Genomic DNA, 13957 nt, shown 5'->3' with positions numbered 1-13957 from the left:
TGCGGCTGAGCTGGAATCGGCGAACAAACGCGCTGAAGAGGCAGAAGCCGCACTGGCGGAAGCAACCAAGAAGGCGAAATAACCATGGCTGACCCAATCACAGCGGCAGACGTGCAGGCGTTCCTAGGTGAATTGGGTTACTCAGGCGAGGATAAAACATGGCTGTAGTGCAGATAACGGCGGCGCAGGTTAAACAGCAGTTGTCTGCGCTCGGCTATACCACAGTCCCTGACTTCATGATCGACGCCTACCTGTGCAAGATGGCGAAGATTGAGCCCTGCCTGGTTGCTGCCGGTTACGACGATTGCGATCTGGTGCTGATTCAGGTATACGCTGTCACGTTGATGGCCCTGACGGCCTATACGCAGCGGATTAAGTCGCAGGGCGCTCCGTCCGGTGCCTCTCGCTCGTTTGACTACAGCGATAGCGTGCTCAACATGCGTGACGCTCTACTGGCGCTGGATACGTCTGGCTGCACGTCCGATTTACCAATTGATGTCGGGCAGAAGGTTGGGTTGTTTCTCGTTGTTGGTGGGTGCTGAAAGCGGTAAAATGAAAAAGCGGCTAGACCGGCCAGTCGAAAAGGAGGAACACAGACCTCCCTGCCGCACCACATCATCTGTGAAACCTACTGTGAGGTTTACATGAATTCATCAAAACAAATTGATGTCCACTTTCTCCGTGAATGCTTCACCTATGAGGCCGGCACGGGGGATATTTATTGGAAGCTCCGCCCCAACAGTCATTTCAAAAATGAGTCAGCGTGTCAAAACTGGAATAATCGGCACGCGGGCAATAAGGCTGGCGCTGTTGACGCGAAAGGCTATCGAGTTATTAAGCTTCTGGGAACGCCACATAAGGCCCATAGAATAATTTGGGCATTAACGCACGGCGAATATCCTGAAGGTTTTATCGATCATATCAACGGAATGACTGATGACAATCGGCTTTGCAACCTCCGTGTAGTAGATTTTGTCACCAATGCGCAAAACTCGAAAACCGCAAAAAACAACACAAGCGGCTCTCAAGGGGTTTGGCTCGACAAAGAAACTGGCAAGTGGCGAGCTTCCATTGTCCATTTAGGTCAAAGAGTCAGCCTTGGGTCGCATTTGACTCGCGAAGATGCCAATGCGGCGAGAAAGAAAGCTGAGCGAGATTATTGTTACCATCCAAATCACGGCAGAACTTAAGCCTTAGCATTAGCAATCAAGGTCACCACTGGTGGCCTTTTTTATTGGGTGAAATCCATGAACTGGAAATCAGTTAAGCACGGGCTGCCGCGTTCTTTCACCCGCGTCTGGGTGATGACCGATACCTGGCGGGAGACTACCGGCTACGTGAAATCGGACGGCGAGTGGTTCATCAACTGCCCGCGCATCCGGGCGACCGGCGCTAAGGTGCTGCGCTGGAAGGAGGGCTGATGTCGTCTACTGCTTCATGGTCATACAACAAGCCGTGCACGATATGGCGTAAGGGCGCGGGCGGTAATGACGAGTGGGGCGATCCTGTCGACCCATATGAACCGCCTGAAACCATCATGTGCGACTACATCGGCGGACTGTCGGCAAAGCTCGGCTCCATTGGCAAAGAGGTTGTAGTCAAAAACACCTTTTTCACGGCTTACGCTCTGGCCGATGAGGGCGATTACATCCTGATTGGCGTCAGCACAGAAACAGACCCGGTCGTGGCAGGTGCCGATGAGGTTCGTCACGTTACGCGCTGGAACGACACTCTCGACGGTCTGGAAGATGACTGGGCGATAATTACGGGAGTGTAGCCATGGGCATCAAAGTGCGTGGCACTGCACGTGTTGAGCGCAATATTGACCGAATTCTGAATGATATTCAGGGTAGAAAAGTCATTCGAGCGCTCCAGTCGGCGATGATTCTGGGAGCGGCAAGATCGGCGCTCTACACACCGATCGACACCTCAGCACTTTTAAATAGCCAGTTTCGCGAAATCGTAACTGACGGAGCGGTAATTACAGGCAGGGTAGGTTACTCGACCAACTATGCCGTTTATGTTCATGACCCGGCCAACCCGCAGAGGTTCCGTCGCTCAACTGCTAAAAAGGAATTCCTCACTCTTGGGTTTGAAGAGGAGCGATCTGCCATCGATGATGTTGTGCGTAAGGAGCTTTCACTATGACACCCATGATGCACGAACGGGTGCGAAATATGTTCGGCGACGCCGGGCTAACGACAGGTTTCACGGTGCAGCAGCTGATGTACGACGACCCGAAAGACCTGTCGAAGGCGATCATGGTCTTCATGCCAAATAACGGGCCGCCAATTCGAACCAACCTCGGCGCTGAGTATCACGTACTTGTTGACGTCGTAGGCGCTAAAGATAAGCGCAAAGAAGCTCTGGATGCGGCTAACCGTATCGTTGATTACGTCAAGGATAATCCAATGGCTGACGAGTGTGTCGGTTACATCCAGAATATGGGCTCGGTTCCTTCTCCGGTGCTCACAGAAGAAGGGCGAATAGTCTTCCGATTGCAATTTGCCTGCACGTTTGGCGACTAGCCATTCCCAACCCAATAACCCGCTCCGGCGGGTTTTCTTTTTATACGTCAAAGAGGAGTTTCACATGGCTAATTGCCAGAACTCGAACGAGCGCCTGTTCGGCGGTGCGGTCGTGCTGGAAGTCGCCGATGGCTGCCCGGACGTCAAACCACTCGAAGGTGAGTGGATGGCGCTGGCCGCTGGTACGTCGAAGGGCTTCGACTTCAACCCGAACTCAGTTACCTCTGATGCGGATGACGGCGGCGGCTATGTCGAGACCATCATCACCAACAGTGACTTCACCCTGAGCTTTGAAGGTGAAGTGCGCAAGAAGGACAAGCTGGATCAGTACGGTGTCGGCAAGTTCATCAAGTATTTCGCTGATGAGCTGAAGGCCAAGCGCCAGCCTGGTATCTGGGTGCGCATGGACTACGGCCCGGTCGAATTCATCGGCTACATGAACATCACGGCGCTGAGCTCTGACGGTGGCACGAACGACATCGTCACGTTCTCCACTGAGTTCAAAGTCGGTGACGCGAGCACCATCGAAGTTAACGAAGTGACGGCGGTGGCGGTAACCGGCGTAACTGTTACCCCAGCTACCAGCACAGGCGCGAAAGGCGGTACCAGCACCTTCACGGTGAATATCGCTCCAACCGGCGCGACGAACAAAGATTTCACCGTCGCATCAACCGATCCAACCAAAGCAACTGCCACCGCATCTGGCAACACCGTTACCGTGACGCGCGTCGCCACCGGCAGCGCGCAGATCATCATCAACACCGAAGACGGAAACTTTGTGGCCGTACATACGGTTACCGTTACCTAACGGACATTCCAAAGGGCGGCGTGCTGCCCTTGATAATGACCGTTTACTGGAAGGCCTATGACCGCTTTAACCGATATTGGCGAAATCTCTATCAGCGACAGCCGCGAAGGTGGGAGAGATTACCTGCTGCGGCCTTCATTCGAGGCCATGACCAGGATCGGCACTCCGGAAGAGATTGTGCAGGCGTACGCCACCATCCACGGCAATGATGTCGCTCAGCTCATTGATGTGTGCGCTGGCACGCTGGGAGGATTTCCTGAATGGCTATCTCCATCATTCAACCGCGCTACTGAGAAGCTTTTATCAACGTGCATGTTGGTGCTTCAGGCGTGCTGCGAGGAAGACCTGACGCCTATGATCGGCGAATGGAAGGGATGGCGGCATTGCGTCGTATACCGACCGGGACAGATGCCGAAGAACGACATCATCGTGCTGGCGAAGCACCTCATGCAGCACGGCATCGTCGGAAAAGCCAAGGTTCGCCAGTTGCAGCGCCATGAAACAGGCGAGCGCACTACAGAGTTTAAAGCATTCGACTACATCAGCGCAGCTCGCAGCCACTTCGGAATGAACCGCACTGAAGCCTCTCAGTTAACGATGACCGAATTTCAGATGCTGCTGGCGGCTAAATATCCTGACCAGAAAGGCTTTACTCGCGAAGAGTACGACAGCATCGCCGATGAATATCTGGCTAAACAGGCAGTTCGACGCGAGAATGCGAAAAAGAAGTAACCGACCTTCTATACAACGATACCCTGAGAACAATAAATCATCCTTTTCCGTTGCGCCTGTGCTATTCCTGGGTAGGATGTTCATTTTTACCAAAGGGGAATAGGGATATGAACAAGATATTTGTGGCGCTGGGTTTTATTGCATTAGTAATTACATGCACCTTCGCAGCAAGAGAGCCACTATCTCTCGTCTTCATAATTGCAACTTTCATTATCATTGGCTTTGGATTTGGAAAAATAGGCGAGAAGGCGGCGTTTAATTCCCGTCTTACACAGGCGGAGAGGCGTGGAACTTTACGATTCTGCGCCGTTGGTTTTTTGGCTGTATCATTAGCTGCCAATGTGGGATTTCTTTTTTGGGTCAACTCCCAAACCCCTATTTTTGGTGATGCTTACGCGGAAAGAAAGCAATATGAAGACCTGAAGAGCGACTTAAAAAAACAAGAAACAGCTCAGGAGGAGGGGCGTGCAATCCGATACTACGATGCAAAAGAGTCAGTGAAGGGATTGCTCAAAGACTCATCATCTGCTGAGTTCTCTGGGGAGAAGATCGGCAAGGGTGGTGCAGTTTGTGGGTACGTAAATGCAAAAAATAGTTTCGGCGCTTATGCAGGTAATTCAAGGTATATATCTACCAACGGGCACTCCGTAATAGATGACGATAGCCAGGAGTTTAATGACTCATGGGAAAACACCTGCAACTAACCAACAATAAAACCATATCAAACCTCGCTCAGGCGAGGTTTTTTATTGCCAGGAGAAAACAATATGGCTGGTACCGTCAGCGCTGGAACGATCGTTTACGAAGTGGATATGGACACGGCTCGCCTTCTTCAAGGTCGTCGGGATATTGATGATGCGCTGAATGGCCTCAATGGGAGTATGGGCCGTCTTGAGGCTGGTTTAAACCGCACCGAACGCTCTCTGTCTTCGATTGAAGGCACTATGTCCAGCTTAACTGGCGTCGCGAAAGCGCTCATTGCCGCTCTTTCTGTCCAGCAGGTTGGCGCATATGCTCAGGCATGGCAGGACCTCAGCAATAAACTGGCAAATGCCGTCAGGGATTCCGTACCGCCGTTTGAAACGCTGGCTGATGTCACAGAGCGTGTTTTTGACATCTCTCAAAAGACTCGCTCAGGTCTTGATGCCACGGCCACACTCTATGCGCGTCTGGAGCGTTCAACAAGAAGTTATGGCGTCAGTGTAGAGGACATTACCAGGCTGACAACCATTATTAACCAGGGTTTCGTGGTGTCAGGGTCAACAGCCGAGGAGGCAAGCAATGCAATCATTCAGCTTGCTCAGGGGCTGGCGTCCGGAGCATTGAGGGGTGATGAATTTAACTCTGTGAACGAGCAGGGGAACCGGCTCATGATTGCTCTGGCTGACTCTATGAATGTCAGCATCGGGGCGCTCAGAAACATGGCTGCAGAGGGCAAGTTAACCACTGAGGTGATCGTTAATGGCCTGCTCTCTCAGGGCGATAAAATTGGACAGGAGTTCGCTAAAACTACTGCGACGATCAGCCAGTCTCTTGAAATTGCCAACAACAATATCACGAAATTCTTTGGCGAGAATGCCACAGTAAAAACTGGCGTAAAAATATTCAGTGATTCAGTAATTTCTCTCAGTGAAAACCTTGACGTTCTCAGCACTACGCTCACGATTGTAGCTGGCGTAATGGGCGCGCGATATGTCGGTGCGCTGACTATGGCCACCTCAGCGAAAATTGCTGATATCGCAGCATCCCGTCAGCAGGTTGTGGCCGACAATCAGACGGCGCAGGCTGCTCTGGTAGCCGCTAATTCTGTTCAGCGCAAAGCTCTGGCTGATAAGGAGGCTGCACTTTCGTCACTTGCCTTAGCACAGGCTGAATATAACGTGGCAAAAGGTAGCGCTGCAGAGATGCTGGCAATGGATGCTCTTGTGGCCGCGAAAACCCGGGCTACTACCGCATCTCTTGCCCTTGCTGAGGCTGAAACTGCCCAGGCTGCGGCATCTGCCCGCGCAGAGACGGCTGCCCGCGCTGCGTCCATTGGTATCGGAATGGCTCGTGGAGCACTTGCTCTCATAGGTGGTCCTGCTGGTGCTGCTATGCTCGCAGCCGGAGCGATCTTCTATTTCTCGCAGAAAGCCCAGCAGGCAAAAGAGGAGGCGATTAATTACGCAGATTCACTCGATGGCGTTATTGCCAAAATGAAAGAGATGAATCAGGTGCAACTTACTGGCACTCTTGCTGATGTAGCAAAATCTGTCGCGGCGCAAAAGGATCATATAGACGACCTGAATGATTCGGTAAGGGATGCTCAGACTGAATATGACAAATACATTGGCCTGGCAAAACAATTCGGGGTGGAACAGGATAAAAACAACGGTTATGTAAAAAAAGCCAACGAATGGCTGCAAACATTAAACCAAAGAAAAAGGGATGTCAGCGATGCCACTGATAAACTAAACCGCACCACCGAACAGCAATCACTTATTCAGGAGCAGTTAAATCAAAAGGCGAGAGAGTCCGAAGAGGCATTCAACATTCTTGCTAATAACTTGCGCAACAAAATACCAGGAGCGAGTGAAGCTGCTATATCTGCGATGGCATCTACTATTCAGGTGCTGGACACGCTCAACAAAAAAGCTGCAAGCGTTGGGAAAGATCAGCCAGCGGAACCTGAAGAGTCACCGGAAGCCAAAAAGTTAATCCAGAACGCTGAACGCCGCCTTGCACTCTCAAAGTTGGAAGGTGAGGCGAGGGCGAGATTACAGGCTCAATATGATGCAGAGGATGCCGGAATCGCCAAGGGCGATAAGCTCGTTGGGGTGCTGCAAAATGTGTATGCTGAAACAGAGCGTGTTACCGCTGCAAGGAAGGACGCCAATAAGAAAACAAAATCATCTGATGAAGCCGCCCAATCCCTTACCCGCCAACAAGCCGCTCTCGATCGCCTGAACACTGGTTACGCCGATGGCTCGCTCGAATTAGCGAAATACGATGCTGTTGTTGCGCTTGGTAACAAAGCATCAGCAGAGCAGATCGCCAAAGCGGAACAGAAAGCGGAGTCCATCTGGAAAATACAACAGGCAACCAAAGCAGCGGCAGAAGAGGAAAGGAAGCGCACGCAGGCCGGACAAAACTTTACCGGGTTGCAAGGGCAGGTATCACCAGTTTCCGCAGTAGATAACACCTACGCGCAGCAAATGGCGCAGCTTGATGAGTATGTGCAACTTTACCCACAAAGGATTGCAGAGGCCGAGGCTGTACGCGCAGGGATTGAAGATCAGTATCACCAGAAACGCATGGCCGCAATGTGGGAGGAATGGCAGCAGCAGAGCGAGATCAACAATATGCTTGGCGCTGCAATCGACTCCTTGCAGGGGGGGGCAACCAGCGCGATTACGGGGCTAATTAACGGCACGCAAAGCCTGCAAGAATCCTTCGCCAATATCGGCACGACAATCCTCAACAGCGTTGTCGGTAGTCTGGTGCAAATGGGGATTGAGTGGGTCAAGAGCCAGTTAATGGGGCAGGCCGCTGCGACTGCATCACTTGCATCCACGATGGCTCAGGCCACTGTTGCTGCTTCGGCATGGGCTCCTGCGGCAATGAGTGCTTCTATTGCAACAATGGGGAGTGCTGCTGCTGTTGGTCAGACGGCCTATGCTGGCTCACTCCTGGCAGCTAAAGGGATGGCGGTTGCTGGCGCCCGCGAGCACGGCGGACCCGTCAGCGCCAACTCAATGTACCGAGTGGGTGAAGGCGGGAAGCCAGAAATCTACCAGGCCAGCAACGGCAGTCAGTACATGATACCGGGTGACAATGGGCGGGTGATTAGCAACCGGGATATGCAGGGTAGTGGAAGTGTTGGCGGTAGCGTCGTCCAGCACATCACCTTTGAAATCAACACAACTGGTGGCATTGATGATGCCACCATGGCGAAGATGTCGCAGATGATGAAGCAGGTAAGCCTGAACACCATCCGAGACCAGCAGCGTCCGAATGGATTACTACGGAGGTAATCGTGCCAGAGATATTTACCTGGTCACCACAGAAAGGCTACTCGGCAGAACGGACGCCTAATGTCGCTGTTGTTAAGCTTGGTGATGGTTATGAGCAGCGCCAAACGAAGGGCATTAACCATCTGATGGATAAATACTCGCTGACATTCACAGGCGTGGATGATGCGAAATGCTCAAGGCCTAATGCTGCGAAAGCTGTCGATGCTTTCCTCAAGGCACGTATGGCGGTGCAGTCTTTCTACTGGACGCCATCGGATACCGGAGTGCAGGCGCTGTTTGTCTGCCGATCCTGGAATATGACAAAGACCGGGCCGCTGTTTGAACTGACGGCCACTTTTGAACAAGTACCACGATAAGCCGAAAGGCGGGAGACAGTTATGACTTTAGAACAACGTGTTGAAGAGTTAGAGGCTATGGTTGATTCAATGAAAGCACAGATGGAAGAAGTTATTAGCGCTCACACCTGTGCTTATAATCAAATCACTGCGAAATTAGATCAAATTGCCGTAATTCAAGCTGAACGCAAGGCTTGAATAGCAAGTTTTTCAATCTCACCGATGGTTTTATTCTTTATCTCATCTGGCGCTATATCTAGGTTTACCGAATGAAACTTGTCATTAGGGCCAATCAAATTAGCTTTTAATTTAAATGTATTTCCAGCGACCGCAAAAGAAATAAAGTCAATAGCGTTTAATTTCAATTCTGACATTATTTTTCCTTTATCAGAGGTAATCAGCCATCCCCCTTCGATGGTTACGTCAGTGTCCCACCACTGACGGGCTGAGCTTACACGTTAACCAGGGTTATCAGTAAGCAACATCCTGATATTCAAACAGTAGCCACCACTTGGTGGCTTTTTTTATGGGAGTTTGCCGTGCGCGACATACCAGCCAGTATGATTATTGATAGCGTCGACGCTGGAGTAGGCGCGTTTATCGACCTGTTCGAAGCCGACCTGCAACCCTTTGGCGGAGACCTTATCAGGTTCCATTCCGGCACCAATGGATATTACGGAAATGTGATCTGGAAGGGGAATCAGTATCAGGCATATCCGATAGCGGTGGAGGGATTCGAGTCAAAGAACGAGGGCACCTACGCCCGCCCGTCTATGGCGGTGGCGAACGTTACCGGTTTACTGACTGGCATCAACCATGACTTTGATGACATGCTGGGAGTAGTCATCACCCGAAGACAGGTTCCGGTGAAATACCTGGACGCGGTAAATTTCCCGAACGGGAACCCTGATGCCGACCCGACGCAGGAAGCTGTTTCCCGATACGTCGTTGAAGAGATGACGGAAGAGACGTTCGAGCAGGTGACCTACACGCTGGCGACACCGATTGACTGCGACAACGCCATCATCCCGGCCCGTACTATTCTCGCCGACGTATGCCAGTGGCAGTATCGCGGCGTCGGGTGTGGATATGACGGGCCGCCTGTTGCAGATGAGCGTGACAACCCAACCACTGATCCAGCGAAGGATAAATGCTCCCACCGTCGTACCGGTTGCCGGTTTCGCTACCCACGTCCTGAACCAATGCCTATAAGCAGTTTCCCCGGCTCTCAAAAGGTCTCCTGATGCAAGAACTACTCGATTATGCGGCATCGTCGCAGGATGAAGTGTGTGCGTTAATCCTGAATGACGAGCGTGTGTTTCGCTGTCGGAATGTGCATCCGGAGCCCTGGCATCACTTCCGCATAAGTGACGACGACTGGCTTGCAGCGGAGGAAAAAGGGGAGATTATCGCAGTATTCCATTCGCATCCGCAAAGCCAGCCAGCGCTTTCTGGTGCTGACCGGCAGATGCAGGTAATGACGGGGCTGCCATGGTGGCTTGCATCTGGCGGGAAACTGAGGAAATACAGGCCTGTGCCACTCCTGCTGGGGCGCAGGTTCGACCACGGCATTATGGATTGCTACACGCTTTTCCGGGACGCATATCATCTTTGCGGCATCGACCTGCCGGACTTCGGGAGGACTAACGGATGGTGGTTGCGGGGAGAAAATCTCTATCTCGCCAATATGCAGGTCAATGGCTTCTATCAGGTATCCATGCAGGATGCACAACCAGGCGACGTCATTATCAGACAGCCATTCCCCGGCGCCGACCCGTGCCACTCAATGATTCTCCTTCATGACAACCTGGTGCTTCACCATGACCATGCCGGACACCTCAGCAGACGAGAACAAATGCGACCGGCATACATCAAGCAGACGCATTCAATCTGGAGACACGAACAGTGCTCATCTTTAAATTTGCAGGCAATCTACGCCGATTTTACCGCCAGATATCCCTGAACGTAGATACTCCAGCGCAGGGATTACGCCTCCTATTGGCGCAGGATTTCGAATTCAAAAAAGCCTTTCTCAATACAAAGCTGCGTGTGCGGGTAGCGGGCGAGGATGTTGAGGTGTCGGCCATGCAATGGCATCTGGATCGCCACCTGAAAGATGGTTCTATAGTCCTGTTTGTGCCGGTAGTTGAAGGTGCCATCACTGCCGCTGCTGCGGCTTGGATTGCGGTGGCTGTCAGCGTGGCTTCGGTAGCTTACTCGGTCTACATGTCACGCAACATGAAAACCAAAACCTCCGCAGAAGCCGCTGAGACCAATACGCTCACAAACAACTCTTTTACCAGTGCTGAGAACCGGGTAGGCCAGGGCCGGGCGGTGCCACTCCTCCTTGGAGAAATGGAGGTCGGCTCGAACGTTATTTCACTCGGCATCGACACAAGCAACAACCAGGACTGGACGGAATCTATTAGCTAAGGTGGCATTATGTCTTCAGGCGGCGGCAAAGCATCAACCCCCAAACTCCTCGACGATAACCTCAAGTCAAAGCAATTTTACCGGGTACTGGATCTCATCAGTGAAGGGCCTATCTATGGGCCCGTTGATCAGGAACACCTGTCATCGTTCAAGCTCAATAAGACTCCCGTAACTGATGCGACAGGCAGTGTCAGCGTAAATGGTGTCAGCGTCGCCTGGCGCCCCGGCTCTGAAACGCAATCCCCCATTAATGGCTTCTCTGCTATTGAAGCGACCACCATCGTAAACACCGAAGTAACCTATGATACTCCGCTGGTTCGCACCATAACCGATCAGGACGTTACCCGGGTGCGGTTTAACGTTGGTGTGACCGGACTGGTCGAGCAGGACACCAAAGGCAATCAGAAAAACACGTCCGTCACTCTGGTGTTGGAGAGCAGAACTGGCGCTTCAGGCTGGGTTATTGAAAAGACCGTGACCATCACCGGGAAGATATCAGGCGAATATCTTGAGGCCCATCTGATTGATGCTCCGGATATCAAGCCGTTTGATATTCGCGTTCGCCGCATTACGCCCGACAGCAGCAGTGATTTGCTGTCCAACGGCACTGTCTGGAATAGCTACAGTGAAATCACCGATGACAACCTGAGCTATCCATATTCAGCCATCGCAGGCGCCGTTATTGACCGCGACCAGTACACCGACACCCCAAGCCGCACTTACCATCTTCGCGGACTGATTGTGTCTGTACCAGACAATTATGACCCAATCGCCCGAACTTACTCCGGATTGTGGACGGGTGGTTTCAAACAGGCATGGACAAATAACCCTGCCTGGTTGTTCAGAGAACTGGCAAAGAACTCCCGCTTTGGTCTGGCTAAGCGCGCCGGATACATCGATGTTGATGACGGTGCGCTGTATGTGCTGTCTCAGTATTGCGATCAGCTTGTTGATGATGGGTACGGCGGCAAAGAGCCACGCATGACGCTTAACGCTTACATCACAGAGCAGGCCAGCGCGCGTGACATTCTCGACAAGATAGCGAGCATGTTCCGTGGAATTGCGCTGTGGGACGGCCTGCGCCTTTCTGTCATGCTGGATGCGCCACAAGACCCGATCGCGACAATCACGAATGCTAATGTGGTAAATGGTGAGTTCAAACGCAGTTCTGTAAAGCGATCTGAAAAATACAATGCAGTTATTGTGTCATGGACTGACCCGGATAACGGCTGGGAGCAGGTGAAAGAGTACGTTTCCGACGATGAGATGATTGCCAAAGGAAACTACAACGAGACCACTCTGGAGGCGTTTGGCTGTACCTCACGCGGTCAGGCATGGCGGGCTGGTAAATGGCTACTTGAAACAGCGAAACGTGAAAGCAGCCGATTAACTTTCCAGATGGCCCGTGACGCCATCCATTTCACTCCTGGCGACATAGTTGAAATCATGGACAACAACTATGCCGGCGCACGCCTCGGCGGCAGAATAATGTCGCATTCAGGCAATAAAATTACCGTTGATGCTGTTGACTCCTCGCTTATCGGCGGTGGGGATACCATGTCTATCATGGGTAGCAATGGTAAGTTCGTGAAGTACGTTATTGACGGTGTTGCAAACAACGTCGTGACCCTGAAGACGACTCCATCATGGGTGCGGGATGGAACGGTTTTTGCCATTTCTACCAGCAGCGTCTCGACTCGTTTATTCCGCATCCTCAGCGTTGCGGAGACCGAAAATAATTCCGTATACAGCATTACGGCCTCCCAGCACGATCCAAATAAGCAGGCCATTGTTGATGAGGGGGCTGTTTTTGACATTCCCAGCGATACCCTTAATGGCTACCGTGTGCCAAACATTGAAAATCTGCGCATCATTAACACAAATTCTGAGACCATTCAGGTCACAGCAACCTGGGAAACAGCTACAACCACTAAAAAGCTGATGTTTGAACTGTACGTTTACAGTGCTGATGGGAAATTAGTTGCGCAGTATGAGACCGATCAGTTCCGATATGAGTTTTACGGCCTGAATGCAGGAAGTTACACGCTTGGGGTTCGTGGTCGAAACGAAAATGGAATGAAAGGCGCTGAGACTCAGGTAAGCCTGATTATCGGAGCGCCTAATCCCCCGAACTCGGTTCAGTGGATACCTGGCCCACTTCAGGCCACTTTAGTTCCGGTCATGTCTGTTACTGCCACATCTGATACTTCTTTTGAATTTTGGTACGCAGGTGAGACTCCGATTCCATTGTCCGACGACATTGAGAATAAAGCTCAATTCCTTGGCCGTGGCAATCAGTGGACCATCCAAAAACTTAAGTTTGACCATGTTTATTACGTTTATGTTCGAACTCGTAATGCATTTGGCGTTTCAGGATTTGTAGAGGCTTCTGGAAAACCAACGGACGACTTCAGTGATATCACCAATGCAATCCTGGAGGAGATTAAAGATTCCGAGGTATTTAAGGATCTGATTGAAAGTGCTGTAGACAGTAGCGAGAAACTGGCCGAACTTTCTGACGCGATTAAGGAGAACGCCGATGGTCTGGCTGCAGCAGTAGGCTCGAATAAACAAACAGCAGAAGCAATTATCGGCAATGCGCTGGCTATTGCTGATGTTGTCGTACGCCAGACTGCACAGCAGGGGGCTAACTCTGCGACTTTCGAACAGCTCCGCGAGGTGATCGCCACTGAGACGGAGGCTCGCGTCACGGATGTTACTCGTCTTGAGGCAAAAACTGAGCAGAACGAGGCGGGAATTACCGAGGTAAGGCAGGCTCTGTCAGATGAAACGCAGGCGAGGGCGACAGCTGTCGACCAGCTTACTGCGAGTACTCAGGTCATTTCTGATAAAGCTGATTCGGCTTCGAGTAAAGCTGACGCTGCATCAGGTAAGGCAGATGCGGCCGAACAAGCCAGCTCGCAAAATACTGCTGATATCACCACGTTGCGACAGGTTGTCACCGACACGACTTCATCAATGGCATCCCGTCTGGAGGAACTGGGAGCAAGGACAGATACTGCCAGCGGCGGCATTCAGAGTAACTCCATCGCGCTAATAACGAGTACGCTGGCGCAGGTTAACCAGCGCAACCTCCTGAGCGTCCAA

Annotated in this window: 16 protein-coding genes and 1 pseudogene; 16 read left to right on the top strand and 1 reads right to left on the bottom strand. The window is 51.8% G+C overall.

Annotated elements, in window-relative coordinates; translation table 11 throughout:
• Positions 1–84: 84 nt before the first annotated feature.
• The 12 genes and pseudogenes from C5687_RS22150 (at position 85) to C5687_RS24765 (ending at position 8614) form a co-directional block, all read left to right on the top strand.
• Positions 85–542: pseudogene (locus C5687_RS22150) on the top strand (DUF7370 family protein).
• Between the two features lie 102 nt (positions 543–644).
• The gene (locus C5687_RS22145; RefSeq protein WP_104557965.1) at positions 645–1190 is read left to right on the top strand and encodes an HNH endonuclease; all 546 of its coding nucleotides are present in this window, start codon (positions 645–647) and stop codon (positions 1188–1190) included.
• Between the two features lie 57 nt (positions 1191–1247).
• A complete protein-coding gene (locus C5687_RS22140) occupies positions 1248–1421 on the top strand; it encodes a 50S ribosomal protein L13 (RefSeq protein ID WP_104557963.1) in 174 nt (57 codons plus the stop codon).
• A complete protein-coding gene (locus C5687_RS22135) occupies positions 1421–1777 on the top strand; it encodes a hypothetical protein (RefSeq protein ID WP_016245422.1) in 357 nt (118 codons plus the stop codon). The genes C5687_RS22140 and C5687_RS22135 overlap by 1 nt, the downstream gene beginning before the upstream one ends.
• Positions 1778–1779: 2 nt before the next feature.
• Positions 1780–2148 (top strand): hypothetical protein, encoded by a 369-nt coding sequence (locus tag C5687_RS22130; RefSeq protein WP_104557961.1) that lies wholly within the window; start codon positions 1780–1782, stop codon positions 2146–2148.
• Positions 2145–2528, top strand: a complete 384-nt coding sequence (locus C5687_RS22125; RefSeq protein WP_104557959.1) for a phage tail termination protein — start codon at positions 2145–2147, stop codon at positions 2526–2528. Before C5687_RS22130 ends, C5687_RS22125 begins: the two co-directional genes overlap by 4 nt.
• Before the next feature lie 64 nt (positions 2529–2592).
• Complete coding sequence (locus C5687_RS22120; RefSeq protein WP_104557957.1) at positions 2593–3336, top strand: Ig-like domain-containing protein; 744 nt, start codon at positions 2593–2595, stop codon at positions 3334–3336.
• 57 nt (positions 3337–3393) lie between these two features.
• On the top strand, positions 3394–4068 hold the full coding sequence (locus C5687_RS22115) for a DUF6246 family protein (protein ID WP_104557955.1): 675 nt from the start codon (positions 3394–3396) through the stop codon (positions 4066–4068).
• 107 nt (positions 4069–4175) lie between these two features.
• The gene (locus C5687_RS22110) at positions 4176–4772 is read left to right on the top strand and encodes a hypothetical protein (RefSeq protein ID WP_052135636.1); all 597 of its coding nucleotides are present in this window, start codon (positions 4176–4178) and stop codon (positions 4770–4772) included.
• Between the two features lie 63 nt (positions 4773–4835).
• Complete coding sequence (locus C5687_RS22105) at positions 4836–8081, top strand: tape measure protein (RefSeq protein WP_104557953.1); 3246 nt, start codon at positions 4836–4838, stop codon at positions 8079–8081.
• Positions 8082–8083: 2 nt separating this feature from the next.
• Complete coding sequence (locus C5687_RS22100) at positions 8084–8437, top strand: phage tail protein (RefSeq protein WP_104557951.1); 354 nt, start codon at positions 8084–8086, stop codon at positions 8435–8437.
• Positions 8438–8458: 21 nt separating this feature from the next.
• On the top strand, positions 8459–8614 hold the full coding sequence (locus C5687_RS24765) for a hypothetical protein (RefSeq protein ID WP_022651023.1): 156 nt from the start codon (positions 8459–8461) through the stop codon (positions 8612–8614).
• Here the strand turns inward: C5687_RS24765 and C5687_RS22095 are convergent.
• Entirely contained in the window at positions 8593–8790 is a 198-nt protein-coding gene (locus tag C5687_RS22095; RefSeq protein ID WP_063134190.1) for a hypothetical protein, read from the bottom strand. The two genes, C5687_RS24765 and C5687_RS22095, sit on opposite strands and share 22 nt — an antisense overlap.
• A 165-nt stretch (positions 8791–8955) precedes the next feature.
• On the opposite strand from C5687_RS22095, the gene C5687_RS22090 reads away from it, so the two are divergent.
• From C5687_RS22090 to C5687_RS22075, 4 genes are all read left to right on the top strand, one after another.
• Entirely contained in the window at positions 8956–9660 is a 705-nt protein-coding gene (locus tag C5687_RS22090) for a phage minor tail protein L (protein WP_026080747.1), read from the top strand.
• Positions 9660–10379, top strand: a complete 720-nt coding sequence (locus tag C5687_RS22085; RefSeq protein ID WP_063928103.1) for a C40 family peptidase — start codon at positions 9660–9662, stop codon at positions 10377–10379. The genes C5687_RS22090 and C5687_RS22085 overlap by 1 nt, the downstream gene beginning before the upstream one ends.
• The gene (locus C5687_RS22080) at positions 10322–10849 is read left to right on the top strand and encodes a tail assembly protein (RefSeq protein WP_047064317.1); all 528 of its coding nucleotides are present in this window, start codon (positions 10322–10324) and stop codon (positions 10847–10849) included. Before C5687_RS22085 ends, C5687_RS22080 begins: the two co-directional genes overlap by 58 nt.
• 9 nt (positions 10850–10858) lie before the next feature.
• A partial coding sequence (locus C5687_RS22075) for a TipJ family phage tail tip protein (RefSeq protein ID WP_238380506.1) occupies positions 10859–13957 on the top strand: 3099 nt, incomplete at its 3' end.

The sequence above is a fragment of the Enterobacter sichuanensis genome (assembly GCF_002939185.1).
Taxonomy (GTDB): Bacteria; Pseudomonadota; Gammaproteobacteria; order Enterobacterales; family Enterobacteriaceae; genus Enterobacter; species Enterobacter sichuanensis.
Note: the sequence above shows the minus strand (reverse complement) of the source record. Positions and strands in the feature narration are given on the sequence as shown.